Genomic DNA, 16,727 nt, shown 5'->3' with positions numbered 1-16,727 from the left:
GATTATGCATAGCGTTCCAGGTTTTGAGTGGTATCTAATCCTAGAACGCGACCTCCCCTCTTTTCTACAATCCCCACCTAGACTGCTTTTCACTTCTTTTGTCAGTCAATCAGCTGAGCATGACAAGAACCAGGATCAAAATTTTACAAATGGCGATCACCCTCAATCTAAAAATACTGGCACTACTGCTCAGTGGCATCGGTCTATTTCTCAGTGCTTGGATGATCATCCCAGCCCCAAACATGGCACTGCTAACCCTGGGAGTCGGTGTGCCTGAAGTTAGCCCCTGGCTACTGGTACTGAATGCTACAGCAGGCGGGGTATCAATGGTAGGCGTGCGCCACAGTTGTCTGCAACGGTTGACTTTGGGTGCTAGTTTGGTGGGACTTCTTCTTTGTGCTATGCCACTAATTCAGATGCCTGCCACGCAACAGAGGATGGAGGTTGCTATGCGGGAAGCTCTGGGGACAAACTATCTAGAGCAAATTCCCAATCAATTGCAGATCCAGATGAGATCGGAGCCGTTTTCCCTCACTGATTCATTCACGGGCATCAATCTCCGTGAAGTGCGATATACACCAGGCATCCAGTTTGCCTCTCCTGATGGCATATCGTTAAAAATGGATATCTACCGACCTTTACAAGTGGGAAAATATCCAGCAATTGTGGTGATCTACGGTGGATCGTGGCAACGGGGCGATCCAAAGCAAAACGTCGATTTCAGCCGCTATATGGCAGCGCAGGGCTACACTGTTTTTGCAATTGATTACCGTCATGCTCCCCTTTATCGCTTCCCTGCCCAGTTAGATGATGTACTAACAGCACTAGCCTTCATCCGCCAACACGGTAGTGAATATGAGGCTGATCCAGAGCGAATAGCTTTGCTCGGACGTTCTGCCGGGGCGCATCTAGCCATGCTAGCAGCCTATCAGCAGTCTGAAACACTGCCAGTCCGAGCCGTAGTTAGCTATTATGGCCCCATCGATCTAACTGAAGGCTATGCCAACCCTCCGCGCCCCGATCCGATCAATTCGCGATCTGTTTTGCAGGCATTTCTAGGGGGTTCGCCGGCTGAATTGCCTGATCTATATCAGAAGGCGTCTCCTATCAACTATGCTATTCGCCCACAGCCACCAACGCTGTTAGTTTATGGGCGTAATGAGCATGTCGTACAGGTGCGATTTGCACAGGGAATGTACCAGCGTCTGCTTGCATCTGGCACTACTGCCATCTTACTAGACATCCCTTGGGCTGAACACGCTTTTGATGCAATTTTTTCAGGTCCAAGCAACCAGTTAGCACTATACTACACTGAGCGTTTCTTAGCTTGGGCGCTACGCTCCTAATTGTGACTAATTAAGTAACGGCAGATGGCATTTCAATTGCTTTGGAAAAAGGCTCAACCATAGCATTATCAACGCTTATGGGGTATTCAAATATTATTGATGGAGAAATCAACAGATTATTTAACTGGGGTAATAGAGCGAATTACTTTTCACTCTGAAGAGACTGGATACACCGTTGCTCGACTCCAAATTCCTAGAGCAAAGGAATTAACAACGGTGGTGGGTAATTTTGCCAATATCCAAGCGGGGCAAACCCTTAAATTACAAGGAATCTGGAAGGAACATCCCAAATATGGTTCCCAGTTCCAGGTTAGTCAATACCACGAAACTAAGCCGGCAACTTTGACGGGCATTGAAAAATATCTTGGTAGTGGCCTAATCAAAGGGGTGGGGCCTGTGACAGCAAAAAGGATTGTGGCCCATTTTGGTTTGGAAACCCTGGAAATTATTGAAGGTGAAAGCGATCGCCTGATTGAGGTGCCGGGCATTGGCAAGAAACGGGTCAGGATGATCCAGAGTGCCTGGGCAGAACAAAAAGCCATCAAAGAAGTGATGCTTTTCCTCCAGGGCCATGGAGTTTCCACCACCTATGCAGTCAAAATCTATAAGCAGTATGGGGATGATGCCATCAGGGTGGTCACTGATAATCCCTACCAATTGGCGGACGATATTTTCGGTATTGGTTTCCTGACGGCGGACAAAATTGCCCAACAGGTCGGCATCGCTCCCACTTCCAAGTTTCGTTACCGGGCCGGCATTCTCCACACCCTTGGTGAAGCAGCGGAACAAGGCCATTGCCATCTTCCCCAACCAGAATTGGTCAAAGAGGCGATCGCCAAGCTAAGCACGGAGGAATTTGAAGCGACGGCGGAAACAGTGCAGGCAATAGTTGGGGAAATGGTGGCAGTTCAGGACTTGATAGAGGAGGTATTGAGTGCAGAAGAAATTCTACTGTTCAAGCCCACTTTCTACCACACCGAATGCAAATTGGCGAGTTATGTGACGCAAAAGTTAGCCAATGGACAAATGGTAGATACAGAAAGGGTAAAAAGCTGGATTAGCCGCTATACGTCAAAAAAAGCACTGGAATTGTCTCAACATCAATATAACGCCGTGTTTCTAGCGGCCAGTGCTGGACTAATGATCCTCACCGGTGGCCCAGGAACAGGGAAAACCTTCACCACCCGCACCATTGTTGCTCTTTGGAAGGCCATGGGTAAAAAAATTGGACTGGCGGCCCCCACTGGCAGAGCGGCCCAGCGGTTAGGGGAAATGACGGGGCTAGAAGCCAAAACTCTGCACCGGCTATTGGAATTTGACCCCAATACCATGGGCTTCAAGCGTAATGAAGATAACCCTTTGCCTTTTGATGCAGTGATTGTGGATGAAGCTTCCATGCTGGATTTATTCCTGGCCCATTCCCTCCTCAAGGCCATTTCCCCCAAGACTCAATTACTGTTGGTGGGGGACATTGACCAGTTACCCTCTGTCGGGCCGGGGAATGTTTTGCGAGATTTGATTGCTTCCCAGCAGATAACCGTAGTCAGGTTAAACCAAGTCTTTCGCCAAGCGGCGGCCAGTGCCATCATTCGCCATGCCCATCAAATCAACCACGGGCAATATCCTCAAGTGGAAACCATTTCTGACCAACCCCAATCGGATTGTCTTTGGCATAACGGCGGCACGGAACCAGAGCATGGGGTTCAGTTAATTGGGGAGTTACTAACGGATTTTATTCCCAAGCAAGGTTTTAATCCCCGCCAAGATGTCCAGGTATTATGCCCCATGCAACGGGGAGTAATCGGTACTCGCAACCTCAATGCCGTGGTGCAATCTATCCTCAATCCACCCCAGGAGAATAAGCCCCAGCTCCAACGGGGAACCACCATTTTCCGCCTCGGCGATCGGGTTATGCAACTGAAAAACGACTATATTCGGGAAGTCTTCAATGGCGACCAGGGCACCATCACTGCCATTGATAAGGAAGAACAAATATTGACCATTACCTATGGCGATCGCCCAGTAGATTATGATTTTGCTGATTTGAATGAGATTGGTTTAGCCTGGGCCATCAGCATCCACAAAAGCCAGGGTTCGGAATATCCTGTGGTCATTTTGCCGTTGTATATGCAACATTTCCTTTTACTGAGCCGCAACCTTTTTTACACTGGTTTGACCCGTGCTAAACGGTTGGCTTTAGTGATCGGTTCTTCTAAGGCTTTGGGCTATGCTGTGCGGCAACAGCAGGAACGGCAACGCTACACCAGGCTCCAGGAAAGAATTAAAGGGGGAGATCTGATTTAGTTTGGCGATCGCCTTGAGTAACTTCAGTTTGCCGGGAAGTGAAAATCCTCAATAGGTTATGACTGTTACCTCCAACCCAGAAAAGTTTTAGTACAGTTGATGGTGAAGCTCTCTCCACAAATTATGCATTCCAACGTCCTACCAGAAATTTACCGTCCCAGCCGGCGAACGGTTTATGAGCTGCCCCTTTACGCTTGTCCAGTATCAGCCGGTTTTCCCTCTCCGGCGGAGGACTATTTAGAGGGCAAGTTAGACCTCAATCAATATCTGATTCAACATCCTGCTGCCACCTTCTTTGTCCGAGTGACTGGGGATTCGATGATTGGGGCCGGGATTCATGCCGGGGATATTTTGATTGTGGATCGTTCCCTGGAGCCACGGGATAACAAGGTGGTGATCGCTGTGGTCAATGGGGAATTATTGGTTAAACGGTTGCGGATGGAAAAACAAAAAATTTATCTAGCTTCCGAAAATTCTGACTATCCGCCCCTGGTCATCACCGATTTAATGGACTTTGAAGTGTGGGGTGTGGTTACCAATGTGATTCATCCCCTATGAACAGCATTGCCCTGGTGGATTGCAATAATTTCTATGTGTCCTGTGAGCGGGTCTTTCAACCCCTATTAAACGGCAAGCCAGTGCTGGTACTTTCCAATAATGATGGTTGTGTGGTGGCGAGATCGTCGGAGGCTAAAGCCTTAGGTATCCAGATGGGAGTGCCGCTGTTCAAAATTCGAGATTTGGTTAAGCAACACAATATCCAGGTTTTTTCTTCTAATTACTCTTTGTACGGCGACTTATCCCACAGAATAATGACTAGCCTGCAATTTTTTAGCCCCGTTGTGGAAATTTATTCCATTGATGAAGCGTTTCTGGAACTAACTCCAAATCAAAGTAATACGAATTATGGGGAAGAAATTGGGCGTTGCCTTAAACAATGGGTAGGCATTCCCGTTTCTATTGGCATTGCCCCCACTAAAGTACTGGCTAAGGTGGCGACCGATGTGGCAAAACAATCCGGGGTTGGCACATTTTGCTTAGACCAAGCAGAAGCGGCTGATCCTATTTTGGCAACGATGCCAATCGCCGATATTTGGGGAATTGGCCGACGGTTGGAGAAGTGGTTTACCGCCAGGGGCATTTCAACGGCGTTGCAATTCAAACAGGCCAATCCTGAACTTGTCCGCAAAAAAATGGGAGTGGTGGGGCAACGGCTATTACTAGAACTCCAGGGAATTTCCTGTTTGCCCCTAGAACTAATTCCTAATCCAAAGCAAGAAACCTGCGTTTCCCGTTCCTTTGCCCAGGCAGTGACCACGTTGGATGAACTGCAAACGGCGATCTCTTTTTTTGTTAGTCGGGCGGCGGAGAAACTGCGGCGGCAACAACAAACCCCAGCGGTAATGATTATTTTTGCCCGCACTAGCTTTTTTATTGAGCAACCAATTTCTATCTCCCAGGCGATCGCCCTGCCGACCTCAACCAATTACACTCCAGAATTACTGAAGTTAGCTCATGCCGCCCTCAAACAAATCTTTCGACCCCATCATCCCTACAAAAAAGCCGGCGTGATAATGACAGGGCTACAGTCAGAACGGATTGTGCAAGGCAATCTTTTTGAACAACCACGGGATACGGAACGACAACAGCGGCTTATGCTGATACTAGACCGGCTTAATAAACAGTTTGGCCGGGAAACTATCGGTTTTGGTCTTTTGGAGAAACAACAGAATTGGCGGATGAAGTCTGACCTACGCTCTCCTCAATTTACAACGGCTTGGGATGATTTGCCAGAAGTAAAGGCAGGATTTTACTAGGGGTTTTAAACCTCATTGGAAAACCTATCCGTCATGGCGATCTCGAATAAAGCTGGGGTTTGGGCTAATGGGGATGCGGAACGCCCTTGGGATTGGCGCAGGGCTTGTCATAATTTATTTGTACATCATCTATTCCCACCATCGCTTGATTGTTTTTTTAGTCTCCATTGATTTTAAATTTGATTCCATTTCTTCAATAACTTCAAGGTCAATAGAATTATTTTTCAGAAATTCTCTGGCAATCTTTACTGCTTTTTTCATAAACCAAACTGCTTTTTTATAATCACCAGTTTCATAATATAGATAAGCGAGACCTTCAAACCCGTCCTGGTGATTGGGTTGAGAACGGGTGAGCATTTTAAACTTAATTTCTGCTTGTTCATAGTTTTTATTGCTTAGAAATTTAAACCCTTCATTTGCCCAATTCTCATCATTTTCTTTACCAGCTTTAAGACTGGGAAACTCTTTTATTATTTCTGCGATGTAATTTTCTTTGCTCATGTTTTTCTATACCTATTCTAAATTTTCACTATCTAGCTATACTATCACCCCCCAATTGCCCTTCCTTTAACTCACATCCCCAACCATCCCCATCTTTATCAAGTTGGTGGTCATCCTTGCCTGTAACCCTGACTGGCTTTTGATTGTCGGGAATATCAGAACAATTCACATCGCGGTCAGCAGGTAAGCAGAGGTCAGGGTAAGACGGATGGCATTCAACCTGAGAAGGTGTGTGCTTAGGGCAAGCAAAAATAATTCAATCATTTGACAATCGCCATCAAGCAATTCAGCGGGGCTAACGAGGCTTACATACATTACATAAGAGACTCCCCGACCATCAGCGGAATTTTACCGGGGGTTTAATGGCGATCGCCAAAAGTTCTTGCTGGTCACTGATGGAAAGCAAAGTCCGCCCGGCTAAAGCCCGGCTTTCTGTGGGGTCTATATTTGATGGCACCGTGGATTACCACCGTGCATTGAAGAATGTAGGCGATCGCCTTGAGTAACCTCAGTTTGACAGGAAGGGAAAATTCTCAATAGGTTATGGCTGTTACTTCCAACCCAGAAAAGTTTTAGTACAGTTGGTGGTGAAGCTCTCCCCATAAATTATGCCTTCCAACGTTCTACCAGAAATTTACCGTCCCAGCCGGCGAACGGTTTATGGGCTGCCCCTTTACGCTTGTCCAGTATCAGCCGGTTTTCCCTCTCCGGCGGAGGACTATTTAGAGGGCAAGTTAGACCTCAATCAATATCTGATTAAACATCCTGCTGCCACCTTCTTTGTCCGAGTGACTGGGGATTCGATGATTGGGGCCGGGATTCATGCCGGGGATATTTTGATTGTGGAATGTGGCAGGTTCTTATGACAGGGAAAAACCTAACTCTCCCTCTAGGCTGGGAGGGCTACCACTATTGACCAATTGCTCAGGCTGCAATTTAAACTTTATTTTTTTCTAAAAGCTCTATTCGTTTAGGATTTTGCGCTGAATATTGATGAGATATTGATCTAATTCTTCAACACTAGCAAAAATAGATTTCGTTGGCATCGCCTGGACAATTTCAAAGACTTTTTTAACCTGGGGTTGTAACCCCAATGCACAGACATTACCTTTATGTTTGTGCATAATTTGTTGCAGCTTGAGCACCACCCTCAGCCCTGCACTACTGATGTATTCTAAATGGGTGAAATTCAGAATAGCACAGTGAATATCTGGGGTGATGACTTGAAGAATCAATTTCTCCAATTCCGGTGATGTTTGGCTATCGAGACTACCCTCCAGATGAATTTGTTTCGAGCCAGTCCTTGGTTCATCCACACTGGTAGTTAGGGGCATAGGTCAACTTCCTATTGGCACTACTTATTCAAAGTTAAATCAAAGTATCATCTAAACATTATGACTAAATTACGCACCGCATGAATAATTCCAATTCTCCATCTCCCGCCGGCTATTTGCTGGGAGCATCCCACTTTAGCAAAAACAGGGAAAATGGGAGGGTAAGCGTAGGAGAGTAAAGACCAATGAAACCAGAAGACAAAGAGTGACCTTGTCCCGAAAAAGTGGACAAATCCCAAGAGGGCTTAGTTTTAGCAGTGGGAAAATTTGGGTCGCTTATCTAAACTGTCCCATTTGCGATGTTTGGCTTTACGAGTCTGTCTAACGATAAATCAAGGTTTTCGGGTAATTAGGCGGCGAAACTGTCTCATTTATGGTCATAAATGGGACAGTGGAGATTCAGATAAGCTATAAAATTTGATGTCTGAAAGCATCACTGGATAAAGCTTTCAGCCTTAACGACCAAAAATTTTCCGTTGCTAATACTAAGCACCAACCTATCAACCCGTTCCACCAGGGGCAATAGTTCATTATCTCTAATATAAGAAGCAATAGCACCCAAAACTTAAATGGGAACTCGGTAGCCTTGGGGGAAATAATTATTCAAAAGGCTTTCAGCAAAATTCTAGCGATAATTGCCCCGGTGTCACATTCCCCTGTTGCCTGTGGTGATAGTAAAGATGACAAGGCAAGCAAAGGGCCATCAAATTACTAGGGGAATTATTAGCTGGATCATAATCGCTATGATGCACCGCCATCCTGAGTCGATAGCGTTCCTCCTTCAACAAACCCTTCCCCTCCCCAGGCTCAAGACATTGCACCCCGCACCCCGCACCGTTCACAGATCCAATTAACGGACTGCTTTTTGACGGCAGCTATATTTTTCCAATCTTGAGGATAACGGTCATTTTTCATACTTAACCCCTAGTAAAAATTTTGGCACTTTGCTTGGAGTATTGGTAAAGCATTGGAGCTAAAAATACGGTTAGTTACCATGCTAAATTGTTAGTGAACTGCATACGCAAATAATCAGGGAACAAAACCAACGTAAAATAAGGTCTTAAAGTGCGTACTCACACGACCAGCTTATCAAACTGCTGAATTGTTAATTATTCAAACTTTCAAACAATCAAGTATGATTATTACCGTTGCCAGTTTTAAAGGCGGGGTAGGAAAAACAACCACAGCAGTTCATCTCTCGGCGTACCTAGCACTCCAGGGAGACACCTTGTTGATAGACGGCGACCCAAATCGCAGTGCAACCGGCTGGAGCAAACGAGGATCACTCCCATTCAAGGTGGTTGATGAAAGGCAAGCTGCCAAGTATGCGCCCAAGTATTCCAACATCGTGATTGATACCCAAGCTAGGCCGACGGATGAAGATCTGGAAGCCCTTGCTGATGGCTGTGATCTGTTGGTCATTCCTTCCACACCAGATGCCCTCGCCCTTGATGCCCTGATGCTAACGATTGAGACATTGCAAAAGCTGGGAAATAATTGCTTTCGGATTTTGCTAACAATCATTCCCCCTTATCCCTCCAAAGATGGTGACGAAGCTCGACAGTTACTAACTACTGCGGGATTACCCCTATTTAAAAAAGGCATTAAACGCTATTCCGCCTTTCAGAAAGCATCCCTAACCGGTGTCGTTGTTTCTGAAGTAACTGATTCCAAGTCCCGCATTGCTTGGTCAGACTACAAAGCGGTTGGCAAAGAAATTATTGAGGAAATTTTGATATGAGCAAATTTAAAGGAATTTTAGATAGCCATAAAAAACCGACCCCGGCAGAAACCCAAGCAAAAGCCAAGACAAAAGGCAAACGCAGCGATCCCGACTATGAACAGGTCTCTGCCTATATCCGCAAGGAAACCTATAGGAATGTCAAAATTGCTCTGCTCCAAGAAGCAGAAAAACGAGACTTCTCCGATCTAGTTGAAGCTCTGTTATCTGAATGGTTAAGTAACCAGTGAAGCGAGTACGCGAATCAGCGGTTAACCACAACTTAAACCTTGTCTGTGATAGCTTCTACGTAAAACAGTGGACAGCTAACAATCTGCATACGCAACAGGTCAAGTAATTGAGTTGACTTTTTTTTCGAAGATGCGCCGCAAAGCGGCTTTCGGCAAGATCGACACTCTCAAAAAAAATTACTAGGGGCTCGTGTTCAATCTTCCAATCCGATCCAAATTCTCCGGGTCAAATAACCAGTGCAATAATTCAGCTATGGAGCTATGGGTAGCGCCCCAGTGGGGGTCATCACCTGTCATTCTTTGCCCCCATGCTGTTTTTTTTTGCATAACCCGCCGAAAAGATACATTTCAAAAATTAGTCAGGATTTTTGAAGGATGCACAGCCAATCGCATAGGGTGAACCATAAACATCATCGCGTTTCCCAAACCATTGATAGCGATTGTCACGAAGCTGTTCATAGAAACGATCACCAATCCATTGCACTCCCGGTAGTAATCGGTAGACAGTAATCAACTGAGCAGCAGCAGGAAATTGACGGGCGATCTCTTCCGCTGCCTTACTTCCCTGCCAGCGCAGATCGGGCTGGTGAGCATCAATGAGAATCATGCCCAGCTCACAGTCAGCGGCTGAAATACCAAACCGACCCAGCGTTTCTATATCCTGCATCGGGATATAGTCAAAGCTCGCACCTTGATCAAGTTGTTCAAGCTGCTGAACAAAGCCCACACACAGATTACATAGACCGTCATAGATAATGTGAAAACTGACAGCGATTTTTGACATTACTTGTTAAGGACTTCTGACTTTGTTGACTGATAAGTGCTTAGACTAACCCTCAGGTCGATTTCAGTAAGAATTGACAGGCTCGCCGGAGCAAAATATGAAGCAAGCACTCCGGCTAACCCGCTAGGAGTCTCTACATCAGACCAATTTGAGCAAGAATACCCTGACCTGTCAAAAGCTCAGTAGCAAGACCAATAAAGAATCCCAGCATTGCTAAGCGCCCATTCCAAGTCTCTGCAAAAGCAGTGAAGCCAAATTTAGTGGTTTGATTGTCCATTGCGGTAACCTCCAAAAGGAAAAAACGCGGTTTGTTAATTTTTGTTACTTCTATTATAAGTTTATTTTCTTTTACTTGACATTTAAGCCAGCTTGCCTATGAGCCCATGAGGGTGGCTGGAGCACCAAAGCGAACCGAGTACTATATCAGCAGGCTTAAGTCAATAATTTGACATAAATCGTTACATAGTGTTACGCTATGTTTACACAACGTTACAAAAGAGAACTCAGACATGACTAGCCGTGGTTTCCGTCTCGACCAAGACAATCGCCTCAACAACTTCGCCATCGAACCCCCCGTCTATGTCGATGAAACCGTGCAAGCCGGTTGGACTGAGTACGCTGAGAAAATGAATGGTCGCTTTGCCATGATTGGCTTCGTTTCTCTGCTGGTGATGGAAGTAGTCACTGGTCACGGCATTGTGGGCTGGCTCCTGTCTCTCTAAGTTTTCGACGTTTACAGTTTTTCAATCACCCAGAGGTCTTAGCTATGAATGCTGATGTGGATATCTATCAAAATAAAGATTTGTTTGCTCCCGTTGTCTTCCGTGAGGGCTTCAACAACTTTCAAGCCATCAATGCTAACCAGGCTTGGTCTTTACTTTTCACTGGCGGACAGGAAGATAAGCAGTTAGAAGGTAGCCCCGAGTTGGGTCGCTTCTTTACCTACTTACTGGTAGCGGTTGGTGTTTCTACTGTGCTATGGGGCTACTTCTTCAGCCGCTTTGCTCCTTTCCTGTAAGCGCTTTCTCGGTTTTCTCCTCTTTAAACTTTCGGATTTTCTTCACACCCACTAGCTGGGTGTTTTTTTTGTTTATTTACCTCGCCATGGAGAACTTGGGCCAGCAGTTTCAGGGCCTTGGTTACAACAGTATGTCAATCAAAAATACGAAACCTTACCCCGGCAAATGGAAGTCTCTTCAAAAAAAGGGCTATTAACGATCCAATGTGATGAGATGTGGTCATTTGTAGGGAATAAACAACGAAAGTATTGGATTTGGCTGGCTCTAGATGTTTAAACCTGTGAAATTGTGGGGGTTTATGGGGGAGATCGTCAGTGCGCTGTAGCTCATACGGATTTCTGGCAAGCCTACAGCAAGGTGTTTCCCCGCAAGAGACATCAGCCAGTGGGAAAAGAAACAGGGAAAACCAATTATATTGAGCGTTTCAACTGTACTCTGCGCCAGAGAGTATCTCGGTCAGTGCGCAAGACATTATCTTTCCCCCAAAAAACTAGATAATCACATCGGAGCTATCTGGCTTTTTATTCAACATTACAATGCTTCCTTACTTCTTGAAGACCAGCCTCTATCCTACTCTGATCTCCAAGGGATAAAAGTAGGATAAGAATTTAAATCAAGTATTTCTAGGCCAAGCCCGCTGGCGAATGGTATCTAAAGATTGCCCTTGCAGTAACTGTCCATTTTCATAGACAACTTCTAATAAATCCTCGGAAGAATTAGATACAGTTTGATAACCAAATTCGTTTTTAACTAGGGATAATCTCCCTTTTTTACTAGCTTTACTAGGGTCAGTAATGGGATCTTTATAAACCGGAATCGCCTCGCCAGCTACAGTAACCTCACTACATTTCATAGCAAATTTTTGGGTATCTCGGTTCACTTTTTGTAACAGGGCTCCCCCCATACCAAAAGCTAAATTAGTGCTACTAAAACCAAGACTCTCAGTCTTTTTTAAAATAGCCGTGATACTCTCTTCATCAACCCCATCCCCTTGGATTACCCGCATAGCATTTAAAACTCGATAGCCTTTGCTGTTAAGTGTACTACCAAAACGAGCTTCCAATTTTTCCAACGTTTTAGCCACAATTTCCATCGGATTACCCGAATCAGGACGAATAACCACCGTTGCCCCCGAATCAAGCACCTGTTCCCGCAGGTAATCACCCCAGAGATGATCAATGGCATTCCAAAGATCATAAGAATCGGAAACCACGGCCAGTACCGAACCAGATTTAGCAAATTGGGTCAACATATTTTGGTAGGCCAAAACTTCTCCTTCTCTCCCCCAAGCTGTAATAGTAGAATGCTCAGCAGCAGGAATCGAATAGGCCGCCATGGGAGAGTTGTAATATTTCTGCCCGTAAACTAAGGCTTGTACTGTGTCAGAACCTTGAAAATTAACGAGGTGAGCTAGCCCTCCAATGCCTGATGATTCCAAACTAGAAACCCCCCGTGCCCCAAAATCATGGAGTTTGAAATTAATTTCACTATCAGGATCATCCGCAGTACGCAATAGGGATTCATAGATCAGTTTTTTCAGATGCCAACTTTGGGTTGCCACGGTAGTTGGATACCAAACCCGCATCAATAATGTTTCTAACCAGGAAACCAACCAAAATACTTTCGTATCTGTGGATTCCACTGTCATCAAAACATTATGAATAGGGATAATCGAGCCTTCAGGTACTGCTTTAATACGTACAGGTAAGCGACCTTTTAAATCCTCGGCAATATATCGCCAACCTTCATAATTAAACGGTAAGCCGTGGGCTGTTAAAAGACTATTCGCTTCCTCCACCATCCAGGGTTGAATAGGCTGAATAAGATATCGTTTTAAAATATATTGCAGACCAAAAAAGACAGTAATAGGATATTTTCCTCCACGACTTTCCACATAGGAATACATAGCCGTTGTATCAGGAGGGTATTGCAACCAGTGGCTTACTTTATAGGAGTCCACATCGAGAATTAAATTAGTATTCATGGTAGATAATTGAAGGGAATGTATTTAAACTTTGCTGACAAAATGCTGAACAATCTGAAAATGATCTTCGTAAATTTGCTCTTCTTGGGCGTAAAGATCTGCTAAAGACATCCACCATGCTTTCTGGGCATCATCGCCCCCTTTTACAGTCGGTAATTCGCCCCCTGGCAATTGGATAAAGTAAGCGTGGGTAATAGTTCGTCCCCGCAGAGATCGTACCGGGGAATCAAAAACATGACTTTCTACAATGGAACCTCGTAAAACCGGCAGGGGAACCTTAAGGCGGGTTTCCTCCTTGAGCTCCCGTAACATTCCTTCAACTAAGGTTTCATTTTGTTGAATAAAACCCCCAGGCAAAGCAATTAGCCCTAGACCGGGTTTAGCCTTACGGCGTACCATCAATACATGACCTGCTTGCACCACCACCGCATCCGTTGTTACAAAAGTGGGAGCATAGGGAGCCGTTGCCCAAGCCTGTTTGTAAGCCTGCAAAAATTGATATTCATCACAAAGATCAGTGTAGCGTTCACTATTTTGAAAAGTCTGCAAATAATCGGCGATCGCCGGGGGAATTTTATTGAGGTAATTGCTCTTTTCACCTTTAAAATAAGCGGCACGAATAGTAGTAGAACTGAGATCAGAATAGTGACCTGTTTCTAAATAATCCCATTGGGGAAACAAATTCAAATAGTAAGAAGAAGAATCCTTACGATGACCTAAAATCACAACGGAATCGCAGACTGCAGTAATTTCTAAAACCTGCTGTTGAACCGCGGCCAACCAAAGATTATCGCTGTAAAGCCAATCCCGTACCGCTAAAAAATGTACCCTTAGCAATATCTCAGGGCTTAAACAAGCTTGAATCATCGCAATCCTTTCTTCTGATCGCCAAGGGTTACGGGTATCCGCAGCCACTCGATGACTACCTAAAATCAGAATTACTTGTTCCGCTTTTTCAAGGGCAAGTTTTAGCGTGCGTAAATGTCCTAAATGGAAAGGTTGGAATCGACCAATATAGATTCCGTATTTATATTTAGTTTTCATACCAGACTCCCTGGATGGCTAACATCCTCTCTCCGAGGATTAATTCGATTATAGTAGATTTTACCAAAATATGGCATCCAAATTTATATCGGTTGCATTTTCGACCAAGTTCAGTTTGGATTTAGACTTGCAGATGGCGGAATTTCAATTTAATTGAGAGAGGGATGAGAATGAAAGCAATAGGTTACGTCAGGGTCAGCACTGAAGAACAGGCCACCCAGGGGGTAAGCCTAGATGCCTAAACGGAGAAAATTCATGCCTATGCCTCCTTATATGACATTGAACTTCTGGAAATCATCACTGATGCCGGGGTAAGTGCCAAAACTCTGGAGCGTCTCGGCTTGGAAAAAGCCCTCAAAATGCTGGAAGCAAGAGAAGCTGAGGCCCTGGTCATCGTCAAACTAGACCGCCTGAACCGTTCTGTCCGTGACCTTGATTGCCTGCTGGAAAAATATTTTTCTGAGCGTTTTTCCCTGATGTCCGTGGGGGAACAGGTTGATATCAGAACAGCGGCAGGGCGGTTAGTCCTCAACGTTTTAATGTCGGTGGCTCAGTGAGAACGGGAAACCATCGGGGAAAGGACTAGTACGGCATTACGGCACAAAAAAGCTCAGGGAGAATATATTGGCGAAGTTGGCTTTGGCCAGCAAGTAGCGGACAAGAAATTAGTCAGGGCTGAGAACCATAACCTTGTGGAAATGATTGTTCAACTGCGGCAAGAAGAGGAACCCTAGAGGCGATCGCCAAAAGACTGAACGAGTCGAGGGTAAAAACAATGCGTGGGGGAAGATGGTATGCCAAGACAGTAAGTAACATTATCAATAGAGAACATAAATTTTTAAGAAAAAGTGGTGATTTTTTGTAAAGGAGGGTCATCATCTTTTACAATTGCCTATTCTCATTAAGGGAGCTTACTGCCTATTGTCGGTTGGGCAACTGCCAACAAATACGAATGCCAAGAATTTTAGGCTAGAATCTGACTAGATATAGTCAGGTAAAAAGATGGCCTCGTTTACTGCCCCATCCGATAATTCCGCCTCCCAAGGACTAGATACCCTGCAAACTTGGAAATTGGAAGATGCCAAGGCCCGTTTTAGCGAACTGGTACGCTTAGCCCAGGCAGAAAATCCCCAGCTTGTCACAGTGCGGGGTAAAGATGCCGCAGTGGTTCTTGCCGCTGATCAATTTGCTAAACTTTTGCCCTTGATGACACAACCCAATATCCACGAATTTCTTTCCCAGTCCCCCCTGAATCGCTTGGATTTTGACCAGTCCAGCGTCCAAAGTCCCGTCAGTTATGAAGGGTTGGCTATTAGATACCAACGTAATTTCAGAACTTCGCAAGGAGAATTGTCATCCAGCAGTGAAAGCCTGGGCCGGTCGCCAATCTCCCACCTCTTTTTATCTCAGTACCATTACGATGGCGGAAATTCGTTTTGGCATAGCAAAGACTGAAGACAAGATATTTCGTCAGGAATTAAACCAATGGCTAGATCAGGTTTTGCGCCCCTGGTTTGGAGAGCGCCTTTTGGGGGTAGATGAAGATGTAATTTTGCAGTGGCGATGGCTAGTGGAAAGGGGAAAAAAGCAGAACTACACCTTCAGTCAACCGGATTTATTTATTGCGGCGGGCACGCAGTGTGCCTTCGGCATCGCCATTGTCCATGAGCTGTGCGTTGTAACTCGCAATGGAGGGGACTTTGAAAAATCAGGGGTTCCCGTCTTTAATCCATTCCTTTTTAGTTGATAAAACACTAATGTAGATGAGTAAGGTGAAGAATTTCCCTTGTGGGCGATCGCCTAATAACCACGACTCGCGGGAATAGCGACAGCCTTCTTCTTGTTGATTAAGTTTGAACTATCGCTTTCACCGCAGCAAGATACCGCTCTTTCACATTTTGGTAGTCTAAATTCTCCGCAATTCCCTCCTGGCTACCGCGTTCAATCATATCGGCATGACGCAGCAGTGTGGTTCGGTCTGATGTTCGGTGAGTAAAGGGCGCGATCGCCGTGATCGCCTCTAACAACCGCATTGTGACTGCGACACTTGACTTTCCATACTGCCGAATCTGGTTAAAGGCCGCATCCGTCGCATCAGTAAATGAGATCGGTTTAGCGATGATCCGAAGCTGATTCTGGTCGTCGTAGCGATAGGGAGAAGGCATTTCTCTTTGGGCTAAATGACAAAGGGCAGCGCTAAGTTGATCGATGCAGCGGATGGCAGTAAACGGATCATTAATGCCTGGAGAAAGGGCACGTACCGCAATCTCAACCAGTTGGTCTATGGGAAACTCCATATCTTGCTGCTCCGTGCGCTGGGAACCAAGAACAAAGGCATTATTGATCTGGGCTATAAGCTTCTTGTTTACCTTTTCTTCAGGAAAGACCTGTACCAGTTCACTTCCCTTTACGGCGGATTCTATGACGAGGTGGTACAATGAGGGACAAATATTCAGGGGAGTTCATCGAAAAGTAAAATGCCAGCTCTATCAGTTGATCTAAGAGAAAGGATAGTCAAGACCTATGAAGGTGGTGGAACCTCAATTAGAAAAGTAGCAGAGCAGTTTCAAGTAAGCAAAACGACCGTTCAGGATTTGCTTAAATTGAAACGAGAAACGGGACA

20 protein-coding genes and 2 pseudogenes are annotated in these 16,727 nt (G+C 45.3%); 14 read left to right on the top strand and 8 right to left on the bottom strand.

Annotated features, from left to right (window positions below; translation table 11 throughout):
- Positions 1-149: 149 nt before the first annotated feature.
- The 4 genes from H6G45_RS18900 (at position 150) to H6G45_RS18885 (ending at position 5,467) form a co-directional block, all read left to right on the top strand.
- Positions 150-1,346 (top strand): alpha/beta hydrolase, encoded by a 1,197-nt coding sequence (locus H6G45_RS18900; RefSeq protein WP_190599918.1) that lies wholly within the window; start codon positions 150-152, stop codon positions 1,344-1,346.
- Positions 1,347-1,445: 99 nt separating this feature from the next.
- Positions 1,446-3,650 carry an ATP-dependent RecD-like DNA helicase gene (locus H6G45_RS18895; protein WP_190599917.1) on the top strand — a complete coding sequence of 735 codons (2,205 nt, stop codon included), beginning with the start codon at positions 1,446-1,448 and terminating at the stop codon, positions 3,648-3,650.
- Positions 3,651-3,773: 123 nt separating this feature from the next.
- Positions 3,774-4,208 (top strand): translesion error-prone DNA polymerase V autoproteolytic subunit, encoded by a 435-nt coding sequence (umuD, locus tag H6G45_RS18890; protein WP_190599916.1) that lies wholly within the window; start codon positions 3,774-3,776, stop codon positions 4,206-4,208.
- Positions 4,205-5,467 carry a Y-family DNA polymerase gene (locus tag H6G45_RS18885; protein WP_190599915.1) on the top strand — a complete coding sequence of 421 codons (1,263 nt, stop codon included), beginning with the start codon at positions 4,205-4,207 and terminating at the stop codon, positions 5,465-5,467. Before umuD ends, H6G45_RS18885 begins: the two co-directional genes overlap by 4 nt.
- 129 nt (positions 5,468-5,596) lie before the next feature.
- Here H6G45_RS18885 and H6G45_RS18880 read toward each other — a convergent pair whose 3' ends face one another.
- Entirely contained in the window at positions 5,597-5,968 is a 372-nt protein-coding gene (locus tag H6G45_RS18880; protein ID WP_190599914.1) for a hypothetical protein, read from the bottom strand.
- Between the two features lie 608 nt (positions 5,969-6,576).
- Here H6G45_RS18880 and H6G45_RS18875 point away from each other — a divergent pair.
- A complete protein-coding gene (locus tag H6G45_RS18875; RefSeq protein ID WP_228024326.1) occupies positions 6,577-6,834 on the top strand; it encodes a S24 family peptidase in 258 nt (85 codons plus the stop codon).
- A 96-nt stretch (positions 6,835-6,930) separates the two neighbouring features.
- Here H6G45_RS18875 and H6G45_RS18870 read toward each other — a convergent pair whose 3' ends face one another.
- Together H6G45_RS18870 and H6G45_RS20000 are read right to left on the bottom strand one after the other, a co-directional pair.
- Positions 6,931-7,302: an STAS domain-containing protein gene (locus tag H6G45_RS18870; RefSeq protein ID WP_190599913.1), complete on the bottom strand. Its 372-nt coding sequence runs from the start codon at positions 7,300-7,302 to the stop codon at positions 6,931-6,933.
- Between the two features lie 614 nt (positions 7,303-7,916).
- Positions 7,917-8,217: pseudogene (locus tag H6G45_RS20000) on the bottom strand (HNH endonuclease).
- 220 nt (positions 8,218-8,437) lie between these two features.
- Here H6G45_RS20000 and H6G45_RS18865 point away from each other — a divergent pair.
- Together H6G45_RS18865 and H6G45_RS18860 are read left to right on the top strand one after the other, a co-directional pair.
- Entirely contained in the window at positions 8,438-9,043 is a 606-nt protein-coding gene (locus H6G45_RS18865) for a ParA family protein (protein WP_190599912.1), read from the top strand.
- Entirely contained in the window at positions 9,040-9,273 is a 234-nt protein-coding gene (locus H6G45_RS18860) for a hypothetical protein (RefSeq protein ID WP_190599911.1), read from the top strand. Before H6G45_RS18865 ends, H6G45_RS18860 begins: the two co-directional genes overlap by 4 nt.
- 355 nt (positions 9,274-9,628) lie before the next feature.
- Here the strand turns inward: H6G45_RS18860 and H6G45_RS18855 are convergent, their stop codons facing one another.
- Both H6G45_RS18855 and H6G45_RS18850 read right to left on the bottom strand, forming a co-directional pair.
- Entirely contained in the window at positions 9,629-10,057 is a 429-nt protein-coding gene (locus H6G45_RS18855; protein WP_190599910.1) for a DCC1-like thiol-disulfide oxidoreductase family protein, read from the bottom strand.
- Positions 10,058-10,190: 133 nt separating this feature from the next.
- The gene (locus H6G45_RS18850; protein ID WP_190599909.1) at positions 10,191-10,334 is read right to left on the bottom strand and encodes a chlorophyll a/b-binding protein; all 144 of its coding nucleotides are present in this window, start codon (positions 10,332-10,334) and stop codon (positions 10,191-10,193) included.
- 232 nt (positions 10,335-10,566) lie between these two features.
- Between H6G45_RS18850 and H6G45_RS18845 the strand changes: the two genes are divergently transcribed.
- From H6G45_RS18845 to H6G45_RS18835, 3 genes and pseudogenes are all read left to right on the top strand, one after another.
- Entirely contained in the window at positions 10,567-10,779 is a 213-nt protein-coding gene (locus H6G45_RS18845; protein WP_190599908.1) for a chlorophyll a/b-binding protein, read from the top strand.
- Positions 10,780-10,823: 44 nt separating this feature from the next.
- Positions 10,824-11,075 carry a hypothetical protein gene (locus H6G45_RS18840; protein WP_190599907.1) on the top strand — a complete coding sequence of 84 codons (252 nt, stop codon included), beginning with the start codon at positions 10,824-10,826 and terminating at the stop codon, positions 11,073-11,075.
- 106 nt (positions 11,076-11,181) lie between these two features.
- Positions 11,182-11,680 (top strand): annotated as a pseudogene (locus H6G45_RS18835) (IS1 family transposase); the annotation flags it as partial.
- A 9-nt stretch (positions 11,681-11,689) separates the two neighbouring features.
- Here the strand turns inward: H6G45_RS18835 and H6G45_RS18830 are convergent.
- On the bottom strand, positions 11,690-13,060 hold the full coding sequence (locus H6G45_RS18830; protein ID WP_190599906.1) for a nicotinate phosphoribosyltransferase: 1,371 nt from the start codon (positions 13,058-13,060) through the stop codon (positions 11,690-11,692).
- Between the two features lie 24 nt (positions 13,061-13,084).
- A complete protein-coding gene (locus tag H6G45_RS18825; RefSeq protein WP_190599905.1) occupies positions 13,085-14,104 on the bottom strand; it encodes a bifunctional nicotinamide-nucleotide adenylyltransferase/Nudix hydroxylase in 1,020 nt (339 codons plus the stop codon).
- A gap of 251 nt (positions 14,105-14,355) precedes the next feature.
- On the opposite strand from H6G45_RS18825, the gene H6G45_RS18820 reads away from it, so the two are divergent.
- The 4 genes from H6G45_RS18820 to H6G45_RS18805 all read left to right on the top strand — a co-directional run bounded on the left by H6G45_RS18820 (position 14,356) and on the right by H6G45_RS18805 (position 15,851).
- Positions 14,356-14,661, top strand: coding sequence for a recombinase family protein (locus tag H6G45_RS18820; protein WP_190599921.1), 306 nt, complete (start codon positions 14,356-14,358; stop codon positions 14,659-14,661).
- Between the two features lie 182 nt (positions 14,662-14,843).
- Positions 14,844-14,969: a hypothetical protein gene (locus H6G45_RS18815; RefSeq protein ID WP_190599920.1), complete on the top strand. Its 126-nt coding sequence runs from the start codon at positions 14,844-14,846 to the stop codon at positions 14,967-14,969.
- Positions 14,970-15,106: 137 nt separating this feature from the next.
- Positions 15,107-15,559 (top strand): type II toxin-antitoxin system Phd/YefM family antitoxin, encoded by a 453-nt coding sequence (locus H6G45_RS19715; protein ID WP_242018267.1) that lies wholly within the window; start codon positions 15,107-15,109, stop codon positions 15,557-15,559.
- Positions 15,468-15,851: a type II toxin-antitoxin system VapC family toxin gene (locus tag H6G45_RS18805; protein WP_347338295.1), complete on the top strand. Its 384-nt coding sequence runs from the start codon at positions 15,468-15,470 to the stop codon at positions 15,849-15,851. Before H6G45_RS19715 ends, H6G45_RS18805 begins: the two co-directional genes overlap by 92 nt.
- A gap of 100 nt (positions 15,852-15,951) precedes the next feature.
- Here the strand turns inward: H6G45_RS18805 and H6G45_RS18800 are convergent, their stop codons facing one another.
- Positions 15,952-16,542 carry a DUF2254 family protein gene (locus H6G45_RS18800; RefSeq protein ID WP_242018265.1) on the bottom strand — a complete coding sequence of 197 codons (591 nt, stop codon included), beginning with the start codon at positions 16,540-16,542 and terminating at the stop codon, positions 15,952-15,954.
- Positions 16,543-16,727 lie beyond the last annotated feature (185 nt).

The organism is Synechocystis sp. FACHB-383, from assembly GCF_014698605.1.
In the GTDB taxonomy this organism is placed as follows: Bacteria; Cyanobacteriota; Cyanobacteriia; order Cyanobacteriales; family Microcystaceae; genus Synechocystis; species Synechocystis salina.
Note: the sequence above shows the minus strand (reverse complement) of the source record. Positions and strands in the feature narration are given on the sequence as shown.